This is a genomic window from Rhodoferax sp. GW821-FHT10B06 (assembly GCF_059415605.1).
Genome location: NZ_JBWKNO010000002.1, coordinates 565,512 through 586,655, shown reverse-complemented (window position 1 = coordinate 586,655; position 21,144 = coordinate 565,512). Strand labels below are relative to the sequence as shown.

Annotated in this window: 17 protein-coding genes; 3 read left to right on the top strand and 14 right to left on the bottom strand. The window is 62.8% G+C overall.

Features of this window, described 5'->3' with window-relative positions; all coding sequences use genetic code 11:
* Positions 1–432: 432 nt before the first annotated feature.
* The 3 genes from AC07O2_RS05450 to AC07O2_RS05440 form a co-directional block, all read right to left on the bottom strand.
* Positions 433–678 carry a hypothetical protein gene (locus tag AC07O2_RS05450; protein WP_495074709.1) on the bottom strand — a complete coding sequence of 82 codons (246 nt, stop codon included), beginning with the start codon at positions 676–678 and terminating at the stop codon, positions 433–435.
* Between the two features lie 92 nt (positions 679–770).
* Positions 771–2,387 carry a sensor histidine kinase gene (locus AC07O2_RS05445; protein WP_495074708.1) on the bottom strand — a complete coding sequence of 539 codons (1,617 nt, stop codon included), beginning with the start codon at positions 2,385–2,387 and terminating at the stop codon, positions 771–773.
* 12 nt (positions 2,388–2,399) lie between these two features.
* Positions 2,400–3,164: a response regulator gene (locus AC07O2_RS05440; RefSeq protein WP_495074707.1), complete on the bottom strand. Its 765-nt coding sequence runs from the start codon at positions 3,162–3,164 to the stop codon at positions 2,400–2,402.
* A 252-nt stretch (positions 3,165–3,416) separates the two neighbouring features.
* Here AC07O2_RS05440 and AC07O2_RS05435 point away from each other — a divergent pair, with 252 nt between their 5' ends.
* Positions 3,417–4,208: a transporter substrate-binding domain-containing protein gene (locus AC07O2_RS05435; RefSeq protein ID WP_495074706.1), complete on the top strand. Its 792-nt coding sequence runs from the start codon at positions 3,417–3,419 to the stop codon at positions 4,206–4,208.
* A gap of 44 nt (positions 4,209–4,252) precedes the next feature.
* On the opposite strand, the gene AC07O2_RS05430 is transcribed toward AC07O2_RS05435, so the two are convergent.
* Positions 4,253–5,053 (bottom strand): transporter substrate-binding domain-containing protein, encoded by an 801-nt coding sequence (locus tag AC07O2_RS05430; RefSeq protein WP_495074705.1) that lies wholly within the window; start codon positions 5,051–5,053, stop codon positions 4,253–4,255.
* A 421-nt stretch (positions 5,054–5,474) separates the two neighbouring features.
* On the opposite strand from AC07O2_RS05430, the gene AC07O2_RS05425 reads away from it, so the two are divergent.
* A complete protein-coding gene (locus tag AC07O2_RS05425) occupies positions 5,475–6,719 on the top strand; it encodes a TIGR03862 family flavoprotein (RefSeq protein ID WP_495074704.1) in 1,245 nt (414 codons plus the stop codon).
* A gap of 573 nt (positions 6,720–7,292) precedes the next feature.
* Here AC07O2_RS05425 and AC07O2_RS05420 read toward each other — a convergent pair.
* Positions 7,293–8,183 (bottom strand): DMT family transporter, encoded by an 891-nt coding sequence (locus tag AC07O2_RS05420; RefSeq protein WP_495074703.1) that lies wholly within the window; start codon positions 8,181–8,183, stop codon positions 7,293–7,295.
* Positions 8,184–8,380: 197 nt separating this feature from the next.
* Between AC07O2_RS05420 and AC07O2_RS05415 the strand changes: the two genes are divergently transcribed.
* Complete coding sequence (locus tag AC07O2_RS05415; protein ID WP_495074702.1) at positions 8,381–12,103, top strand: hypothetical protein; 3,723 nt, start codon at positions 8,381–8,383, stop codon at positions 12,101–12,103.
* Between the two features lie 11 nt (positions 12,104–12,114).
* Here AC07O2_RS05415 and AC07O2_RS05410 read toward each other — a convergent pair whose 3' ends face one another.
* The 9 genes from AC07O2_RS05410 to AC07O2_RS05370 form a co-directional block, all read right to left on the bottom strand.
* Positions 12,115–13,194 carry a nucleotidyltransferase domain-containing protein gene (locus AC07O2_RS05410; RefSeq protein WP_495074701.1) on the bottom strand — a complete coding sequence of 360 codons (1,080 nt, stop codon included), beginning with the start codon at positions 13,192–13,194 and terminating at the stop codon, positions 12,115–12,117.
* A complete protein-coding gene (locus AC07O2_RS05405; RefSeq protein WP_495074700.1) occupies positions 13,191–14,108 on the bottom strand; it encodes an HprK-related kinase A in 918 nt (305 codons plus the stop codon). The genes AC07O2_RS05410 and AC07O2_RS05405 overlap by 4 nt, the downstream gene beginning before the upstream one ends.
* Entirely contained in the window at positions 14,105–14,404 is a 300-nt protein-coding gene (locus AC07O2_RS05400) for an HPr-rel-A system PqqD family peptide chaperone (protein ID WP_495074699.1), read from the bottom strand. The genes AC07O2_RS05405 and AC07O2_RS05400 overlap by 4 nt, the downstream gene beginning before the upstream one ends.
* A 7-nt stretch (positions 14,405–14,411) precedes the next feature.
* A complete protein-coding gene (locus AC07O2_RS05395) occupies positions 14,412–15,011 on the bottom strand; it encodes a hypothetical protein (protein ID WP_495074698.1) in 600 nt (199 codons plus the stop codon).
* 309 nt (positions 15,012–15,320) lie between these two features.
* Positions 15,321–16,109, bottom strand: coding sequence for a uroporphyrinogen-III C-methyltransferase (gene cobA / locus AC07O2_RS05390; RefSeq protein WP_495074697.1), 789 nt, complete (start codon positions 16,107–16,109; stop codon positions 15,321–15,323).
* Positions 16,106–17,047, bottom strand: a complete 942-nt coding sequence (ybiB, locus tag AC07O2_RS05385) for a DNA-binding protein YbiB (RefSeq protein WP_495074696.1) — start codon at positions 17,045–17,047, stop codon at positions 16,106–16,108. Before ybiB ends, cobA begins: the two co-directional genes overlap by 4 nt.
* Before the next feature lie 63 nt (positions 17,048–17,110).
* The gene (locus AC07O2_RS05380) at positions 17,111–19,888 is read right to left on the bottom strand and encodes a nitrate reductase (RefSeq protein WP_495074695.1); all 2,778 of its coding nucleotides are present in this window, start codon (positions 19,886–19,888) and stop codon (positions 17,111–17,113) included.
* A gap of 19 nt (positions 19,889–19,907) precedes the next feature.
* Positions 19,908–20,294: a nitrite reductase small subunit NirD gene (gene nirD, locus AC07O2_RS05375; protein WP_495074694.1), complete on the bottom strand. Its 387-nt coding sequence runs from the start codon at positions 20,292–20,294 to the stop codon at positions 19,908–19,910.
* 55 nt (positions 20,295–20,349) lie between these two features.
* On the bottom strand, positions 20,350–21,144 hold the full coding sequence (locus tag AC07O2_RS05370) for a type IV pili methyl-accepting chemotaxis transducer N-terminal domain-containing protein (protein WP_495074693.1): 795 nt from the start codon (positions 21,142–21,144) through the stop codon (positions 20,350–20,352).

Below are 21,144 nucleotides of genomic sequence, written 5' to 3'. Positions count from 1 at the left end.
GATCCCGCAGCGGGTCTCTCCACCCCGACACCATCAACATACAAGTTTTTGAACCCGACGTCTTAAACATACAAGCGCAGCGAGTTCGAGCGGGACCCCACTTGCTGCGAGCACCGCAGGTTGCCCGCAGCGCAGCGGAGGGACGCAGACAGTGGGGCGGCCTTTTCTTTGGTGCCTTTCTTTTGGCCGCGCAAAAGAAAGGTACTGCGCCGCCGGGCGCAAATCCCGGCCGGGGATGACAGAGACGACCAACCAGTCAAATGCTAAAGAGCTAAAGAGCTAAAGAGCTAAAGAGCTAAAGAGCTAAAGAGCTAAAGACTAATTCGCTCCTCTTTTGATAGCTGCTAGCGCAGATACAACCTGCGCCAGAGCCACTTTTCCCTTAAAGATTCCCAGCCAAGCCTCCCGGCCGCCGGAAATCTTCCGCATCGCTCAATGAACGGATACGTCAGCGCAACTCTGGCGTAGTTCTCGGCGAATGGCGTGCAGGTCCTCTTTCTGGTTGGCAGGGCAGCCCACATCGCTGAGCAGGTATGGGCCTACCTCGGCGAGGCGACGGGCGCTGGTGTGTTGCGGGTGCTGGACTTGCCAGGCTTCGCGCCATTGGCTGTAGAGGTTCACGGTGCTGTCCAGCCAGGAGCCGTGGGCGGGGGCATGTTTGAGGAAAGGCAGGTGCATGGGGGCTTCCGTATCGGTGTGGAAATACCCAATGCTCGCCAGCCTGTGTTTCATGCGCGCTGCACGCATGTTTCAATTGTTTCAGCGGGCTGCTAAGCCAGCAGCGCAGCCACCTTGGCCAACAGGTCCGCGCGGGAAAACGGTTTGTCCAGTGAATCGCAGCGTGTGCTTTTCAGAAACGCGTGCGCGTCGGGCGACAAGGTGTCGCCGGTGACGAACAGCATGGCCCGCGCCAGCCGTGGGTGGGCGGCAGTTACTGCGCGCCACAGGCCGGCGCCGTCCATATCCGGCATGCGCAGGTCGGAGACGATGGCGTCAAAGCGCGCCGTGGCCAGCATTTCCAGCGCCACCGCACCGGATTCGGCGGTGGCCACCTCGTAGCCGCCGCTCTCCAGCAGGTAGCGCATCAGCTTGGCCAGCTCGGCCTCGTCGTCCACCACCAGCACGCGCTGCCCCTGTGCCGTGTAGGGTTCGGGCAGCGGCGCTGGTTGGCTATCGGCTTCGGCTTCGCCGCTGATCGGCAGGCTCAGTCGAAAGCTTGCGCCGCCCTGGGTGGGTGTTGGCTCCAGGCTCAGGTCGCCGCCATGGTCGCGCGCCAGGGTGCGCGACATGGCCAGGCCCATGCCGGTGCCGATGCCCTCGGGCTTGGTGGTGAAGAAGGGAGCGAATAGGCGCTCACGGGCCGGTACCGGTACCCCGGGACCGTTGTCGGCCACGCGCAGCCAAACCCGCGGTTCGCGGTTGCTGCGGCGCAGCTCCAGCCCGGTTTGCACTTGCACCCGGCGCATGCCCTGCACGCCGGCCAGCGCCTGCTGGGCGTTGACCAGCAGGTTCATCACCACCTGGCCGATCTGGTCGCCGTCCACATTCGCCACCGGCAGGCCATCGGCCAGGGCCAGTTCCAGCTGGATGCCGTGGGTGCGGTAGCCGTACTGCAGCATGTCGCAGGCGGCGCGCACCATGTCGTTGATGGCCACCGGCCCGCGCTGCGGCGGACGGCTGCGCGCCATGTTCAGAAAAGTGCGCACGATGCGGCCACAGCGTTCGGCTGCCTCGCGGATGCGCTGGGCGTCGGTGCTGAGCTCGGGCATCTCTGGCAACTGGGCGCATTTTTCTTCCAGCAGGATTGCCCGGCCCATGACGATGGCCAGCGGGTTGTTCAGCTCATGCGCCACGCCGGCTAGCAGGCTGCCCATGGCGGTGAGTTTCTCGCTTTGCCGCAAGGCTTCGCGCTGGCGGTCGATCTGGTTGGCGGCGGCCTGCCGTTCCGACAGCTCCTGTTCGTGCTGCTTGCGCGCCGTGTGGTCTTGGCCGAAGCAGGCCACCTGCAATACCGGGCCGCCGGTGGGGGCGTAGGGCACCCAGGTTTCGCTCAGGTAGCGCCGTCCCATGCCGGGCAGCTCCACCCAGCCCTCGCTGCGCAGCGATTCGCCCTGGAACATGCGCTCGGCCAGCGGCAGGTAGTTGGCAAATGCTGCCTGGCCCTGCACCTCGGCCAGAGAGCGGCCCAGTACCTGGTCGGCGCTGCGGCCCAGAAACTGCAGCAGTTCGTAGTTTGCATATACGTAGCGGTGCTCGCGGTCCAGTACACCGAGCTGGGCGGTTACGTGCTCCAGCAGCATGTTGCTGAGTTGTGGGTCCAGCAAGGGTGGAGGGGCACCATGCAACTGGGTTGGACCGAGCGAGTGGAATGTACGCAGGGGCGGCATGGTGCAGGCTTGCTAGTCGGTGCTGGCCGGCACGAACACGTAGCCAACGCCGCGCACGGTCTTGATCAGTTCGGGCTTGTCGGGGTTGCGCTCAATTTTGCGGCGTACCCGCATGATGCGCAGATCAATAGAGCGGTCAAACACATCCCAGCCGCGGTTGTGCGCCTGCTCCATGATCTGGTCGCGGTTTAACGGTCGATTGGGGTGCCGGGCAAACAGCACCAGCAGGTCGAATTCGGCGGCGCTGATTTCGATCTCGCGGCCCTCGGCATCCAGCAGCCGGCGCTGGTCCAGGTCCAGTGCACAGTCGCCAAAGCGCACCCGGCGGCCTGCGGGGTTGGCCTCCAGCGGGGCTGGCGCCGTGTCCATCAAGGCCGCTGCAGTCGTTACATCGGCACGGCGCAGCACGGCACGCACGCGGGCCAGCAGCTCACGCATTTCAAAGGGCTTGGGCACGTAGTCGTCGGCACCCAGCTCCAGGCCGACGATGCGGTCCACCGAATCGGCCGCAGCGGTCAGCATGACCAGGCCCATGCGCGGATGATGGTCGCGCAGCCAGCGCGCCAGCGACAGGCCGTTTTCGCCGGGCATGTGCACGTCCAGCAGCGCCAGCGCCGGCACGGTTTCGGCTATCAGAAGGCGGGCGGCAGCGGCATTTTCGGCCGTGCAAACCGCGAGGCCGTGGCGGGTGAAATACTCGGCCAGCAGCGAGCGCAGCTCGGGTTCGTCATCGACTACCAGCACCAGGGGGCTGGCATTGCCTGCGGTGTGGAGCATCGTGGGGTGGAAGGAAGGCGCATGCCGGTTGAATCAGTGTAGCGAGCACCCTCGGTTCGTGCTACGCCTGGCTAGGCTGTGGCGTGCTGTGCATCTCCCGCTTCCCCAACTTTAGGGATGGAATCCTGCGTACATATGGTGTTTTTCTCCGTTCACAGTGCGCTGATAGCATTGGACTGAAAGTCTCGGGAGGCGGCCAAGATGGCACGTGATGTGCTGTTGAAGCGTGTTTTTTCCTATTTAAGGTCCACTATGAACATTCGCAAAAGTTGCCGCTTACTGGGTTGGGGTTGTGTGTTGCTGCTGTGGGGTGCCTCGGCCCAGGCGCAGAACGCGCTGGACACGATTTTGAAGAACAAAAAGGTCACCATTGCCGTGCCGCCGGACTACCCACCGTATGGTTCCATGGGCAAGGACTTTCAGATCCAGGGGCTGGATGTGGACGTGGCCAACTACATTGGTGCGAAGCTGGGCGTGGCGGTCAATCTGGTGCCGGTGATCAGTGCCAACCGTATCCCTTATCTGGAATCCAAAAAGGCCGATGTGGTGATCGCCACACTGGGCAAGAACCCGGAGCGCGAGAAGCAGATCGATTTTGCGGCAGCCTATTCGCCGTTCTTCCAGGCCATCTTTGGCGGCAAGACCATGCAAGTCAAAGGCTTTGCAGACCTGGCGGGTAAAACGGTTGCGGTCACCAAGGGTTCGGTGGAAGACACGGAGCTTCGCAAGCTCGCGCCAACCAGCGCGGACATTCGCAGTTACGAAGACAACACCAAAACAGTGTCCGCGTATGTGAATGGGCAAGTGGACTTGATTGCCGTGGGCGCGTCCGTGGCGGGCAATATGATGCAACAGAACCCCAAGGTCAGCACCGAGTTCAAGCTGTTGCTGAAAGACAGTCCCAACTACATCGGCGTGGCTAAAGGGGAAGACAAGCTGCGTTTGGTGATCAACGGCATCATCGCCGACGCACGCAAGAATGGTGACCTGGACAAAATGGCGATCAAATGGCTGGGGCGCCCGGTGGGTGACCTGCCCCAGTGATGCGGTGCCGGCCGGGCACTAAACGCGCCCGGTAAATGCCCAGCTTATTTGGGCGCGGCGCTGCCCGTCCATTTGATGGAAATCTTGTCCAGCTCGCCGGAGGCGCGCATTCTGTCGATGGCCTTGTTCAGCCAGTTGCGCAGTTCGATCTCGGGCAGCTTCACCGCCATGGCATTGCCCTGGTTGAACAGCGTGAACTTCACCGCCAGCTTGGCGTCCGGGTGGCGCAGTATGGCTTCCCGGGCCACGGTTTCCGGCAATACCACCACATCCACCTGGTTGGCCACGACGGCCTGGAAAGCCAGGGTGTCGTCCAGGTAGCGCTGTAGCTGCATGCCGGCCAGATTGGTCTTCAGCAGATAGCTTTCCTGGCTGGAGCCCTGGTTCAGGCTGACGCGCTTGCCGCGCAGCTCGTCCAGCCCGGCCAGGGGCAGACTGGCGTTGGCGACTGCCACCATGCGAAAGGCGTTATAGGGTTCGGTAAACAGCACCAGCTTGGCGCGTTCGGGTGTGGGTGCTAGCGTAGCGACTAGAAAGTCCACCTTGCCGTCCAGCAGGGCGTTGATGCGCGCCGGCGGCGGCAGGGGGATGAGCTCGGCCTTCACGCCCAGATAGCCGGCCAACACCTGGGCCACATCGATGTCGTAGCCCACCATCTGGCCCTTCTCGTTGGTCGAGCCGTAGAGCGGTTGGCCGGCCAGCACGCCTATCCTGACCCAGCCACGGTTGGTGATCTCGTCCGACGTCAAGGCGCTGGCCTGCGTGGCCAGCCATAGCAGGGCGGTACCCAGCAGGGGGCGAAGAAGGTGGCGAGCAGTGCGGTGCAGGCGGCTGTCTTTGCGCATGGTGGTGTGTCTCGCAGGCATGGGAGCCATAGGGCAGTTTTACACCCTTGTTTGCGCAATCGGATGTTCCTTTTTTATCGGCATATGGCCCACCGCCTTGAGTGGTAAGAACCCTCAGTGCCTGGGGTAGGACGCAGCCGCCGCGATGGCCAGGCCGGCGTATAGGACCAGGGCCACGCCCAATAGGCTTAGAACTACCGTCATAGGTGTCTCCGGTTCTTGGATAATGCAGGGTTTGCGGGCCTGCCCCGTGTGTGGCTGCCCAGCTGCTGGCCGGATTGTGGAAGCCCATTGTTTCAGCGGTGTTGCACCTGCTTGGCCTAGCCTGCAGCCCATCTCCTTTGCGACCTTCCGCTGACCGGCGCCGTACCCGTGGCACGGGCACCCCCTCATTCCTTACCGAACCTCACTGAAAGATGGCATGCAAGACGAAATGACGCCCAAGGGCAAAACCGCACTGGTCATAGGCGGTGGCCCGGCTGGCCTGATGGCAGCCGAGGTGCTGGCACAGGCTGGTGTCGCCGTGCAGCTGTTCGACGCCATGCCCTCGGTGGGGCGCAAGTTTCTGCTGGCAGGCAAGGGCGGTTTGAACCTGACGCACTCCGAGCCCGCCGAGCTGTTCGCCAGCCGCTTTGGTGCGCGGCAGGAGCAGGTTGCACCTTGGTTGCAAGACCTGGGTGCGGCGCAACTGCGCGAATGGGCCCAGGGCCTGGGCGTGGAGACTTTTGTCGGCAGCTCCGGCCGCGTGTTCCCCAAAGACATGAAGTCAGCCCCGCTGCTGCGCGCCTGGCTGCACCGGCTGCGCGCGGCGGGTGTGCAGTTTCATATGCGCCACCGCTGGGTGGGGCTGGAGGGTGCTGCCTGGCATTTCGAAACCCCCAAAGGCCCGGTGCAGGCCATGGCGGACGTGGTGGTGCTGGCCTTGGGTGGCGGCAGCTGGGCCCGGCTGGGTTCCGATGGCGCCTGGGTGCCCTTGCTGCAGGCGGCCCGCGTGCCGGTGCTGCCGCTGCAGCCAGCCAACTGCGGCTTTGACGTGGCGGGCTGGACAGAGCATTTCCGCAGCCGTTTTGCCGGCCAGCCGTTCAAGACCGTGGCCCTGTCTTTTACCAATGCGGCCGGCGACAGCTTTCGCCGCCAGGGCGAATTCGTCGCCACGGCCACCGGTATCGAGGGCAGCCTGGTGTATGCCGCCTCGGCAATGGTGCGCGATGAAATTGCGCTGAACGGCAGCGCCACCGTCTACCTGGACCTGCTACCCGACAAAACCGCCGAACGTGTGCTGGCCGAGGTGAGCCACCCGCGCGGCACGCGTTCGCTGTCCAGCCATTTGAAAAGCCGCCTGGGCCTGGACGGCATCAAGACCGCCATCCTGCATGAACTGCTGGACAAGGCCAGCTTCCAGAACCCGGCCGCGCTGGCCGCTGCCATCAAAGCTCTGCCGATCCGTCTGGTAGCCACACGCCCGATCGATGAGGCCATCAGCAGTGCCGGCGGTGTGGCCTTCGAAGCCTTGGGGGCCGACCTGATGCTGGAGCCGTTGCCAGGCGTGTTCTGCGCTGGCGAGATGCTGGACTGGGAGGCTCCCACGGGCGGCTATCTGCTCACGGCGAGCATGGCCAGCGGGCGTTGTGCGGGTCTGGGGGCTGTGAAGTATTTGGGCCGCTAGCGCATATTCTGCCTGCACAGGCAGCTATTGAAAATATAGCGATTCGCGGCGCACAGCGGATACACCTGATTACCAACTTGACTGGCAATTGGCGGCTTTATGCCCAATTGGGGGGATGCGTGCCGAGCGGGGCTGCGCCAGAATGCCGTAGCGCCCAAGCACACAGAAAAGACCCGAGGACACAGGCTGGCTGACACAGGCTGGCGATGCGCGCTACAAGGCACGTGGGGTGGGGAGGCAGAAAAAGAAAAGAGCGGTTGCAAATTGCCTTACAACCGCCCGCAGAACACATGGCCCAGGCGGCAACCTGGGCCATGGGCGTACCGGGTCCGACACAGGTTCGGACTGGGCACGAAGCTGCCGCAAGGGCAGCATGTTTTTATTGGAAACCGGAATGCGGTGGATTTTACAAAGCCTGGCGCAAACCGCCAGGGCTTTGGCCGCAGACCCCCGGTAAAGCGCGGGCCTAAGCATCCATCCCCATTTTTTTTGTTTTTAGCCTTTTGAGGCTCTTGCGCGCTTGCTATCTATACTGGTTGCTACTGAAAATGTAGCAAGCGACAGTGAAAGGCTTCAGGGTGCATGCCCGCTGGGCTCCACAATCACCAAGGCAATGCCGCAGACCAGCAGCCCCGCGCCGGCCCAGAACGCAGCGGCCGGACTTTCGGCAAAAAACACATAGCCCAGCGTAGGGCTGAACAGCAGCAGTGAAAAGCTGCCGGCCTCCACCGCCGAAGCATCACCTGCGCGGTAGGCGAAAAAGTAGGCCAGGTAAATCCCCGAGGCCGACAGCGCCACCAGCGGCAACAGGCCCCACAGAGCGGGTGGCACGCTGGGCAGGCTAAAGCCGCTGAGTACGCCAAAGCTGATCCAGCAGGCGGATTGGCTCCAGGTCAGCACGGCGATGGGGTGTTCCGAGCCAGAGTATTTCTTCAGCACTACGCCCAGCATGGCCTCCATCAACGCGCCGAACAAGGCCACCAGAGCAACCGGCTGGAAGGCGGTGGCGCCGGGCTGCAGAATGGTCAGCACGCCGCCAAAGCCTACGGCCACCCCCAGCCAGCGCAGCCAGTGCGGGCGCTCGCCCAGCAGCCATACGCCCAGCGGCAACATGAACAGCGAGCCCGTCATCAGGTAGGCGCTGGCCTCGGCCAGAGGGAGGTGCGATACCGCCCAGGCTGCGCAGCCCGCCGAGGTCACAATGAAACCGGCACGCAGCAGATGCATGTACGGGTTGTGTGTGGCAATGATGCGGCCTCTGGTCCATAGCACAGCGGGTATTTGCAGCAGAAGGACCAGGCTAGCTTGCAGAAACAGAACCTGCGTGGGAGCAACGCCTTCGGCCATCAGCCGCTTGTTGCAGGCGTCCAGCACCGACCAGCACAGCATTGCCAGCATGACGAGCAGCACGCCACGGGTATTGCCGGCCAATTGCAGCCAGCGGGTTCGAAGAAAATGCAGCATGGGAGTGCCTGAGATTTTGGCTGTTGGCGCAGGTGTTATCTGCGCTGATAGCTATCTAATGTATAGCTATGTGCTGACCAGCCAGCGGCTGCGCATGCACATCGGGGGGATGCGCCACAGCGGCCATAGGTTCAGAATGCGGGCACCGCTGCTTCCAGGCCGCTACCGGTTTGTATTGACGGCGCAAGGAGGCCGCCATGCCCGCAACGTCCAGCCCGCTACCCGATAGCCTGCATGCCCTGGTGGAGGCCGAGAGCCAGGCCGTGGCCGCACGCCGCAGGCTGGTGCTGGGCGAAGTGCAGGCGCAGGCCGATCCCGCCGCGCTGGAGCTGCCGCGTGTCGGCGTGGCTCTGTCGGGCGGCGGAGTGCGCAGTGCCACGTTTGCGCTGGGCCTGCTGCGCGGCCTGGCCCAGAACCGCAGCCGGCCCGCCCAGCCGCCTGCGGCGCCACAGCGGGACCTAGCCAGCGACGGCCTGCTGGGCCGGGTGGATTATTTGTCTACCGTGTCGGGCGGTGGCTATATCGGCGCCATGTGGGGGCGCTTGGTGGCCAGCTATGGCATCCAGCGGGCGCAGGCGCTGATGGCCGGCAGTGGTTCGCCGGTGCTGCAGTGGCTGCGCCGCAATGGCCGCTACCTAACGCCGGCCGGCTCGCGCGACACCGGCATCGCCGTGGCCACCTATTGGCGCGCCTGGCTGGCCATCCACATGGAATTCATGTTTACTAGCATCCTGCTGGGGGCGCTGGTGATTGCTCCGCATTTGCTGCAGCACCGGCAGCGCTGGCTGGATGCCTGGGCCCCCTGGGGCACGCCCTGGTGGGTGTTTGCCTTGCTGTTCTATCTGGCTTTGACGCCGGGCCTGGTGGCCGGCTACTGGGCGGTGCGCGATGCGCCGCCGGGCGGGCCCATACGCCGGCGCGGACCGGGTCTGCGCGGTGGCATGTTTTTGCTGGTGGCGGCCCTGTGCACCGTGCTGCTTTGGGTGCAGGTGGTGGCGCTGGGCTGGACTGCTGCGCAGCGCGACGGCCCGGGCTGGCTGAACCTGATCGCGCTGGGCATGGCATCCCTGACCCTGGGGCAGGCCTGTGTGGTCGGCTGGCTGTGGTTATCGCGCGGCGCGTATTCCTTGCGGGTGGCCTTGGTGCGCCACCATCTGACCACGGCCTTGCGCGCCGTGTTGCTGGGGGTCTTGGGTTTGTTGCTGGTGGGCCTGCTGGACTGGTGCAGCTGGTGGCTGCTGGAGGCGCTGCTGGATGATCGCAATCTGCCCTGGTTGTGGCGTGGCGTGGGGGTAGGGGGCCTGGTGCTGCTGGTGCTGCGCAATCTGGTGCAGCCGCTGCAGCAGATGGCGGCAGAAACCAGCAAGCAGGCGCAGGACTGGTTGCCGCGCATAGTGAATTGGGGCAGCCAGCTGGGCTTTGGGCTGCTGGTGATGTTCTGGCTGGTGTTGTTGCAGTGGTTTGTGTTTTCACCTATCACCTTTCCCGCGTTCAGCGATATGCCGGCCACCTTGCGCCTGCTGCTGTTGCTGTCGGCCTGGGCGCTGTGGATGCTGCTGACAGCGGGCAACGCGCAGATGGCCAACACCTCTTCGCTGCACAGTTTCTACCGGGCCCGCTTGGCACGGGCCTATTTGGCGGTGGGCAATCCGGTGCGCCGTCTGGACCAGCCCAGTCAGCACCACCCCAGTGTCACCCAGGTGGTGGAGGGCGACGACCAGCGCCTGGGTACCTATGCGCCAGAATTGCAAGGCGGGCCAGTGCATTTGGTGAATACCTGCCTGAACCAGACCCGCGATGACCGCAGCGGCTTGTACAACGCGGACCGCAAGGGCACGGCCGTGACGGCCAGCTGGCGCGGTTTCGAGATCGGGCCTGATGCATTCATGGCCTTGCGCCGGCATCACGACGCCGGCTCTGTGGGGCGCTGGGTGGCGGTGTCGGGGGCTGCTGCATCGTCTGGCGCGGGGGCTTACACCTCGCGCGGGCTGGCGCTGTTGCTGTACCTCATGGGGGTGCGCCTGGGTTACTGGATGCGGGCCCCGCAGGAGCACGCCAAGCTGCGCTGGGGCAGCCGCCTGGCCTGGCTGGGTATACCCAAGCCGATGATGCTGGTCAGCGAGGCCTCGGCCACCTTTTTCGGCCTGGACCGGCCCTGGTGGTATCTGTCGGACGGCGGGCATTTTGAGAACACGGGTGTGTATGCGCTGCTCAAGCGCGAGCTGGATTTCATCATCTTGTCCGACGCCAGCTGCGACGCCAACTACGAGTTCAGCGACCTGGAAAACCTGGTGCGCAAGGCACGTATCGACTTTGGCGCCGAGATCGACTTCTACAGCCATGCCGAGGCGGCGCGCAAGCTGGTGTCCGATGGCAGCGGCGTTACCGTGCTGTCACCCGAGGACATGCCCAACAACCACTCCTGCCGCGGCGTGATGCTGGCGCGCATCCGCTACCGCGAGCGGCCGGGTGCCGATGGTCGGCCCATGCGGCCCGAGGGCACGTTGCTGGTGGTCAAGCCGAATCTCCATGACGCGTTGGATGTGGATGTGCTGGCCTATGCGCAAAAACACCCCAGTTTCCCGCACGAGTCCACGGTGGACCAGTCGTTCGACGAAGCCCAGTGGGAGAGTTACCACCGCTTGGGCGAGGACTTTGGCCGCGCACTGACCGACGACTGGCTGGGTCAACTGCCCGGCTGGCGTAGCAAGGCCCGGCATGGCATCGACGTGGCGGCACGCCTGAGCGGCGCCAGGGTCGGCGATGCCGCTCCCAGCGAGCCCGTGTGGCGGCGCGGTGCGCGGGCCGCGGCCATTGGTACCACGCTGGGCCTGGGCGCATCGGGCACGCTGGTGTTGTCGCTGTGGCAGGTGCAAGACCAGCTGCAGCGCCAAAGCCATGACGACCAGACCGAAACCCGCCAGCTGTTCATCAAGGTTTCGGAAGGCCTGGCCGTGCAGGATTGGAGCTGTCCCAAACTGCCGGAACACCTGCTGACGCAGACCCTGGACTTGCTGCAGCGCCGCGACAGCCCGGCCATGCGCCCCCTGGACGCCAAGGGTGTGGACCGCCTGGTGCAGCAAATGGCGCAGCAGTGCGAGAAGCCGGTGGACAGCGGCACCGAGGCCGCGATGGCGCCAGACTGCCGTGCCAACTACCAGCGCATGCAGGAACATTTATGCAGCGAGGTCAAGCGTCCGCTGGGCGATGCATCGGCCATGAACTACTGGCTGCCCCGGGATGGGCCCGAGCAGCAGGCGCTGGATGCCGACAAAAAATGGAAACAGCTGGCCCAGTATTGGGATGCGCCGTCGGTCTGGGCCCTGCTGCACAAGGAGCCGGCGGTGGTGGCCTCGCTACCTGCTCCAGTGGGCACGCCGGGCCCTGCCATACCCGCCAAGCCTGCCAGTGCGGCACCGGGCACCGTACCGCTAGAGGCAGGTATGCCCAGTGCCGAGGAGGTCTCTCAGGCCTGCAGCCGGCCACCGGGCAAGACGCTGGTCTATATGCAGGTGTACGACGCCGGGTCTTTGCTGGCGGCGAATACGCTGCGTGACCGCATCAAGTTGGTAGCCGACCAGGTGGCGGGGGCGGCGGTGCAGATCGCCCCGGTGGAGAACGTGGTGCGCAGCGCCGATCTGCGCCAGCAGCGCCGCCCTGTGCCGTGGCCACGTGCTACTTTTTTGCTGCACGACCGGGGGGATTTGGCGGCGAAGAATTGCGCCCAGGTGCTAGCCCGCTTTGTCGGCGAGCCCTGGTCTCCGCCTGGTACGGTGCCATGGATACGTGATCTGCCCGACCGGTTGCCGGCTACGCCTGGGGTACTGGAGCTGTGGTTGCCACCGATGGCAGTGCAAAGTGCGGGCTTGGCGACCACGGATCCTGAGCTGGCGCGCATGGTCCGGGCCTATGCGCCGTGAGCAGCAGGTCCTTAGTCTTTTGCCGGAAAGTGTTGCATCCAGGATTTCCGGACCAGATGCGGCAGTAGCAAGTGCAAGGGCATGCGCAAGGCATGGGAGCGCACATACAGCAACCAGCGTGCGAGCCCTGTCCAGCGGCTGTTGCAGCTGGGGTGGTTGGGTTGCAATGCGAGGCCTAGTGCCCATGCCATGAATTTGCGGGACAAGGTGCTTGGGCCCATTTTGTCTACACGGCTCTGCAGCTGGGTGGGTAGCTGGAATCCAAACAAATGTTGAATCTGCTGTAAAGCGTGGAAAAGCGGTATGCCCAAACCCAGCAGGTCCGCACGGTGGAGCAGGTGCTCCCAGAAGTCAGTTTGGCGGCCGAAATCATTCAGCATGTCGCGCAGGTCCAGCAGGTCACGCAGCCCATGGCCGAATTCACCTTCCTGGAAGAGATGTACGGAGCTGTGCAAGACCATATCCACCGGCGCGAGCACAAACAGACCAGGCTGGCCGGCCAATGGCTGGATGTCTTGCAGCAACCTCTGGCCGTCGACATTGAAGCGTGAGGTTGGGGGGGTGATCGTGTGGTGCAGGTCGATGAACGAATCGCGGCGCACGTGCCGCAGTGGCGGGATTTCATGCATCCACTGCCGGTAGTAGCGCTGGTTGTAGGCATCGCGTTCATCCGAAATCCAGCCGGCGCCCAGCAGCGCGCTTTCGGCGATCTCGATCTGGTCTTTGGGGACCAGGATGTCGATGTCGGCAAACAGGCGCCCACGCGCCGCAGGCAGATCGGCCATCAGATAGGCCGCGCCTTTGAGCAGTACCACGGGTATGCCCAGGGGACGCAATGCCTTGCAAATTTGATCGACCTCCCAGCGGATTTCATGCTGCTGCCTGTCTGCCAGGCGCAAGGCACTTTCCAGGTGGGGACGTGGTCCAGGCGGAACTTGGCTCAGCCGTTCGCTGTCCAGCAGATGGCAAGCCAGGCGCGCCAGCAAGCGGGATTGGCGTGCCTGGCCCAGCAGTGCCTCCCATTCACGTACCGAATAGTTGGGGCGCCAACTGGAGTCGGCCCATACCGGGGTCAGCAGGTTGGCGCTCACGCGGCACTCCCGGTGGCCAGTGCATCGAATGCGGCCACGGCATCATCCAGCTGGCTGTAGCGAAAATCAAAGCATGCGCTGGCGTCCACCACTTGGGACAAAGTCTCAAATCCCTTCAAGCCCAATACCATGTAGTTGAAGGAGTTGCGGCCCAGTTCCAGCATGCTGTTGGCTTTGGAGCGGGGCGTCATCTGGGGTTGGGCACCGGCCACATATTTGGGGAAGATGACCCAGCGCGGCCGTGCTGTGTCCTGGATGCGTGCGATGTGCTCCGACGGCACCTTGAGCAGCGACACACTGCCTTTGGACGTTTCATGCACGACTTTGCTGAAGACCGCCCCCGGTACGTACCCACGAATTACGTCGATAGACTGGTTTTTGAGGCTGATGGGGCGCCCCAGCGGCGTGATGGAGGCGTCCTGCAGTGAAATAAGCGCCAACTCATCCGACAGCAGCCGCCAGCCTCGGTGCGTCAAGCCGGCACAAAGTGTGCTTTTGCCGGAGCCTGGCGGGGCAGGCATGATGGCAGCGAATCCATTCTTTTCAATGACGGCGGAATGCAATAGGAGGTACTGGTGCGCGTACATGGCGATGCACCAGTTCATGGACCATTCCAGCAACGGAAATGCGTGGTCCTGCGGCAAGGGGATGAAAGGCTCGTTGCCGTCAAATTTGAAAATGGCCTGGCGGCGGGTCCAGCGCCGAATGCCAGATCCTTCTGCAATCGTCACTGTAAAGTCGGCAAACTCTTCGTCTTCCAGAACCGGATAGTCTGTGTAGAGGGTTGCCAAGCCTTCAGACACGGCATGGATGGGAGAGATGATCCGAAATGAAAATGGGCCGATTTTTAAGATCAGCCCATTTGATTTCAATCTATCTTTTATCTTGGATGCAGGTACTTCTCCAAGTTTCATGCGTTCACTGCTTCCAATAGTCCGTTGGTGGAGAGTTCAACCAAAATATCCTCTGTCAATTTCGGGAGATCCGAATTCTCGGCCAAATACGCAATCTGGGAGAGTTCTGAGACTATTGTGTCCGAATTGGATGCGCCATTGCACAAAGTATTGAGGATGAAAGCCCGCACGGAGTCGAGCTGGTGTGTTTGCCCGGAGGTTTCGTCAAAGACTACGTACTCATCATCCCAAGAGGCCCAATGCAGGCGAATCGCAGGGTTTATTTGGTACGAAGTTGTCTTTGACGCGTTGGGCAAAATATATTTAGCTTTCCAGGTACGACTTGAAGAAATTCAAGGCATTGGTGTGCGTAGGTTCTGCCGAGTTATACAAATCAATGACTTGCTTGGGCGTATACGGGAAGTTTTGGGCTAGGGAGCCACCACAGGCATTCAGCAGTGCCGCTATCCAATGGAAGTACTCGGTGTTCGTGTCATTATTCATAATGTAGAGCAACCCACCCGTGCTTCCACTGCCAAATACCGATTTGAACGTTGAGTTTTCCGTGAACGACTTGGTTCCAACGTAGTTGGTTGCATGGCCTGTGACGGGGTTGTAATTGGGCCAGTGCGAGCACATCTTGTAGTAGCCGGGGCTGTAGCCCATGCAAACAGTACGATTGGTCACTTGCGAGTGAACGCCCGACATGACACCTGAGACCGAACACAGCTGGCCGGATGAAGTCACGGTCGTCGCCAGGGTATGCATGGGAACTGCGGCTGCAGCGACGACGGTTGAGCCCTTACCTAGACTCTTCAAGAGCATGCGCCTACGCGCCATCGCATCTGTGCTGAGCCCTGCATGGCTCAGTGTTGCGTCAGGTGCTGCGGCCTCGCTGTCGGGAGTGTGGATATGGTTTGACATTTTGCGTCCTGGCGTTCGGTGTTTTGCAGTAACTTTTAATTGCTGTGTAAATTACAGCAATTACCATGCCTTGTAGCCGGTCATGGGGAAATCTCCATAAAATTCAAAGACTTATAGCTTTTTTGGAAAAGTTTTAAGTCCTTGAATGTATGGGAATTGTTGAAATTGTAAGAAAATTCGACACTTACACCAGAGTGCTTCCCCGATTGACCTGGCATGGCGCCGTTGCCGCCATTTTGGGTGAAATTCTTCGTATGGTGACGCCGCTGATCTGGCCGCTTTTTTGCGGGCAGGGGCGTGAACGTGGATTCAGGCTGCGTGGACGCGCGGGCTTTGTGAAACGGCTTGCAGCCCTCGCACCACATCACCCACAACCATGATGGACGGGCTGCCCAGTTGTTCGCTCTCGATGGTGTCGTGCAGCGCGCCCAAGTGGGTGATGGCGTGGCGCTGGGTGCGCAGGGATACGTTTTGCACCACGGCGACCGGGGTGCTGGCGGGCAGGCCGGATAGCAGTTCGTCCTGGATCTTTCGGGCGCCGCTGACGCCCATGTAAATCACCAGGGTCAGTTTGGCGCTGAAGGCGGTGGCAGCCAGGGCGCGCCAGTCCGTGCCTGCATCGCCAGGCTTGGCATGGCCGGTGATGAAGATGACGCCATGCGCATGTTCGCGGTGGGTCAGTGGCACGCCCAGCGATGTAACGGCGGCGAGACCCGATGTGATGCCGTTGACGACGTTGACCTGTATGCCGGCGGCCTGCAGGTGTTCTACCTCTTCGCCGCCACGGCCGAAGATGAATGGGTCGCCGCCCTTCAGGCGCACCACGTTTTCGCCTTCGCGGGCGGCCATGATCATGAGTTTTTCAATGAAGGCCTGGGGCGTGGATTTGCAACCGCCGCGCTTGCCCACATGGACGATGCGCGCCGTGGGTGGGGCATAGGCCACGATGTCTTCGCTCACCAGATCGTCCACCAGCAGCACGGTGGCGGCCTGGATGGTTTTGAGCGCTTTCAGCGTCAACAATTCCGGGTCGCCAGGGCCTGCGCCGACCAGGTGAACCATGCCGGGCTGGAAAGAGGTGGATGCGGTGTTGTTCATACGTGGGCGGGGCTATGGGCTGCAGTGTGGGTAGCGATTAGGTCTGTGATGCGCAAGATATGTTCCACCTGCTGGGCGATAGGGGCGGGAACCGGTTTGCGTCCAGCAAGCACATCTTGGGTATAGGCGGCGGTGGTGTCTACGTCAATCTCTTTGGGTAGCTCGGGCACGGTGGCTAGCGGGCCGGCATGGGCTTCCTGCACCACCTGGGGCTGGCCGTGCAGATAGGAGGTCATTTGTGGCGCGCGGCGCGGGTCGGCCACGACTTCGCCTTCGGTGCCGCGCAGCAGCAAGGCGTTGGTTTTCATCAAGGCAAAAGTGGCTGCCATGGACACCGCGTATTCGGGGTGGGTATAGCTGCTGACCACCAGGTTGGGGCCGGCGCACGGCGCCATCAGCTTGACCAGGCTGTGCGCCGGGTTGCGCAGGCCGACCACACGGCGCACGTCCAGCAGGCGCTTCAGGCCCGGGCAGAGCAGCTCGGTACTGGCAAAGCAGACTTCTCCGTTTGCTATGGATTTAATAGCTGTTAGCGCAGGTATATCCAGCGCTAGAAGCACATTTTGTGCAGTGATGCGGCTGGACTCGGTGGCTGTGCCGTGCACTAGCACCGGCAGGCCTTCTCGGGCCAGCAGCAGGGCCAGCAGTGGGGTCAGTACCGGCAGTTTGCGCGCGCCGTTGTAGCTGGGCAGCACGACGACCGGGCGGTCGCCCGCAGGGACCAATTGCAGCCGGGCACGGGTGGCATCCAGAAAGCCGGCCATTTCGGCGGCGGTCTCGCCCTTGATTCGCATGGCCAGGCAGAAGGCGCCGATTTCCAGATCGGTCAGGCCGCCGTCCAGCACCTGGCCGAACAGGTCGGTGGCTTGCTCACGCGACAGCGCCCGTGCGCCGTCTTTGCCGCGGCCGATTTCTTTGATGTAGTGGCTGATTCCCATGGCCTGATTGTCGCGGATGGCTGATAACAAAAAGTTATTTGCGGAATGACGGACTGCGCGCGCTCAGGCCGGCTGCGCCGTCGGCATCGTCGCGCGCACCATACGCCGCAACTGCGGCAGGCAGGAGCCGCAGTTGGTGCCGCATTTCAGCTTGGTTTGCAATTGGCCCAGGCGTTCGTCTTCAAAGCCACGGCATTGGGTCAGCTCGGCGTTGATGGCGTCTTCGGTTACGTTGAAGCAGGTGCAGACCTGGGTCCCGCGCGCCTTGACCGCCACCGGTGCCTTGCTGCCGGGTATCAATAGCAGGCGGCCATAGGCCTGGGCGGGCAGCTCGTCTTGCAGCAGGGTCTTGATCCAGCTCTCGGCGCTGGTATCGCCGGCCAGCACAAAGCCGGTGAGTTGCACGGTGTCGCCTTCGCGGGCCAGGCGTACAGCGCGGCGTTGGCCTTTCTTTTTGTCCGCGTAGCGCAGCACATCTGCTGCGTCCAGCCCCAGCAGCTTTTCGATGCGCGCCAGCACTTCGTCGGGGGGCGTTTCATGGCTGGCCGCACGGAACAGCAGGCCGCTGCGTTCGCGGCCAAAGGGTACGACGCTGGCGTAGGGGAATTGCACCATCAGCGCCTTGAGCTGCTCGCGTGCCGCCAGCGCCTGGTCGTCGGGCAGCCAGGCCACGCCCAGCAGGGACCAAGGCAGCTCGGCTTTCAATATCTTCACCGCTGCGTGCTTCAGCTCGGGCTGTTTCGATGTGGGGCAGTAGGCCGAGGTGGTCAGCGCATTCACACCGGTCAGGCGCTCGCCGCTTGCGCTCACGCCGCTGAGGAATTCTTCACCCCAATGCATGGCGATGAAGGCCTGGCTCATGCCGACTTCGGGGCTGGCTTGCAGTGGTACGACGATGGAGCCGCGCCGGCTGGTCACGTGGACCAGGTCGCCTTCGTTCAACAGGCGGCGCGCCATGTCTTGCGGGTGCATCTGGATGCTGGGTTCGGCCACGTGGCCAAACAGGCGGCCCACGGTGCCGGTGCGGCTCATGCCATGCCATTGGTCGCGCAGACGGCCGGTGGTCAGGGAGAAGGGGTAGCGGGCTTCGCGTGGCTCGGCCACCGGTTGGTAGACGGTGTTGGCGAACTTGGCCCTACCGTCAGCGGTGGGGAAGATGCCGTCTTCGTACAGCCGTGCCTTGCCGGTGCTTTCGCCTGTGGGCAGCGGCCATTGCTGGGGGGCGGCATCCAGCATGGCGTAGCTCATGCCGGTGATGTCCAGGTCGCGGCCACGGGTGGACTCGCGGTGTTCGTTCCAGATGGATTCGTCTGTGGCGTAGTTGAACAGCGCGGCGGGGCGGCCGAGTTCGCTTTCCAGTAATTGGGCGAATTCGACGGCGATCGACCAGTCGTGCCGGGTTTCACCAGGGGCGGCAACAGCAGGGCGCACGCGGCTGATTCGGCGTTCGGAATTGGTCACAGTGCCGGTTTTTTCGCCCCAGGTGGTGGCCGGCAGCAGCAGGTCGGCGTATTCGCAGGTGGTGGTGGTGGCAAAGGCTTCTTGCACGATGACCAGCTCGGCGCGTTGCAAGGCGCGGCGCACCAGGGCCTGGTCGGGCATGCTCTGGGCCGGGTTGGTGCAGGCGATCCACAGTACCTTGATGTCACCGTCGGCCGCGGCCTGGAACATTTCCACGGCGGTCTTGCCGGGTGTGGCGGGCACATCGGGCACGCCCCACAATGCTGCGACTTCGGCGCGGTGGTCTGGGTTGGCCAGGTCGCGGTGGCCGCTGAGCAAGTTCGCCATACCGCCGACTTCGCGGCCGCCCATGGCGTTGGGCTGGCCGGTGAGCGAGAACGGGCCGGCGCCGGGCTTGCCGATCTGCGCCGTAGCCAGGTGCAGGTTGATCAGCGCCGCGTTTTTGGCCGTGCCGCTGCTGGACTGGTTCAGGCCCTGGCAGTACAGGCTGAGTGTGGCCTTGGAGGTGGCAAACAGGCGGGCGGCAGTGTGCAGATCTTGTTTGCTGATTCCGCAGATTTGCGCCACCAGATCGGGCGTGCAGTCGCGTACCGTGGCCTTCAGTGCGTCGAAGTCATTGGTGTGGGCGGCGATATAAGCGGCATCGGTCCAGCCTTCCCATAGCATGATGTGCAGCATGCCGTTGAACAGCATCACGTCGGTGCCGGGCTGGATGGGCACATACAGGTCGGCGATCTCGGCAGTGTCGGTGCGGCGCGGGTCGGCGTAGATGATCTTCATCGCCGGATTGGCCTTCTTGGCGTCTTCGATGCGGCGGAACAGGATGGGGTGGGCCCAGGCCGTGTTGCTGCCGACGATGAAGATGCAGTGCGTGTGGTTCACGTCGTCGTAGCAGGGCGGGGGCGCGTCGGCACCCAGTGTGGCCTTGTAGCCGGCCACGGCGCTGCTCATGCACAGGCGCGAGTTGGTGTCGATATTGTTGGTGCCGATCAGGCCCTTGGCCAGCTTGTTGAAGACGTAGTAGTCCTCGGTCAGCAGTTGGCCGGAGATGTAGAAGCCCACGGCATCCGGCCCGTGCTCCTGGACCACCTGGGCGAACTTGCGTGCAGCCATGCCCAAGGCGTGGTCCCAGGACACGCGCTTCGGTGCCTGGTCGCGCTGCAGGCGCTGCATCGGGTGCAGCAAGCGGGTCTGCATCGTGACCGCGGCGCTGGCCGTGTGGTGCAGGGTCGAACCCTTGGTGCACAAGCGGCCAAAGTTGGCCGGGTGGTCGGGGTCGCCGCGCACGCCAGTGATCTGCGAGCCAACAGATTCGATGACTACGCCGCAGCCGACGCCGCAGTAGGGGCAGGTGGATTTGGTTTCGATGGGCGTGGTCATGGGCGCGGCGTAGCGGTACTCAGGCTTTTTCAGGGGTTTTGTGGGCGGGGCCAGCAACAGGGGCGGTGAACTCCAGCCCCACGGTCGCCAGTTCCTGCGGGCTCAGGTGTACGGTTCCGTCCACCACCTTGACGCTGAACTTGGGCGTGCAGCCCACGTCGGGTGCAGCGGCCTGGCCGTCACACAGGCCAATACTCCAGTTGTGTAGCGGGCAGGCTACGCTGGTGCCGAAGACGATGCCCTGGCTCAGCGGACCGCCTTTGTGTGGGCACCGGTCCAGCAGGGCGAAGACTTCGTCCTGGCTGTTGCGGAACACGGCCACGTCCATGCCCTGGGCACGGGTCACGCGGCGCGAGCCTAGTACCGGGATGTCGTCGACTTTGCAGATGACTTTCCATTCACTCATTTTGCTATTCCTTTTGTAGCTATCCGTTTATAGGTGGTGCGCGCTGAATGTCTTTTTAGACTTCAAGTGCGGCGAACAGGGTTGTTACCCGGTCCATGGTGGCGAGTAGGTTTTCACTGGTATTGAAAACATCGGCCATGGATTGCGGGCGCGCATCCCCATTCTTCAAATGCTGGAGAGCACCGTCAAAAAATACCCATTGGCCATCGGCCAGTGCGAGTTGCTCCTGGATGCGCTGCGTGGTCTGCGGCGCACTGCGCAGCAACTGCATGGCCGCCAGGAATTCCGTGCGGGCTTTGTCGATCTCTTTCAGACTGATAGACGGGTCCAGCAGCAAGGTGCTGACCAGGTAGAACTTGGCCATGCGCTGGCTGAGCATGCGTTGCCGGCCCGAGACGTTGACCAATTTGCCCACGGGCTTGTCGAGCGTCGATTCAAATTGCAGCGTGCCTTGGTTTGATAAAGCCAGCACTTTGGCATCCTGCTGCAGCAATGCAACAGCGTCCGCACGCTTGGCATCTTTGTTCAACAGGCCAGCTTTTAAAGCCGTCCATTGTGGTTCCACCTGGCTGTAGGTTTCACGCAGCTCAGCGCTGGATGCGAAGCGGCGCAGGTCTGCCAGTTGCTCTTCAAACAGCGCGACGGATTGGGTCAGCACCTTGCGTGCTTTATCAACCTCCACACCTTGCATCACCGCGAGCCATGCTTTGCTCATCCGTTGGCTGAGCATGCGTTGCCGCCCGGCTTTATTGATGGCGTCACCCAGGCTGGCAATTTCCGCCCAGGCATTGAAGCCCAGCATGGCGCATGTGCCACTTGCCAAGGTAACCATGACGATCCGACGTTGCAT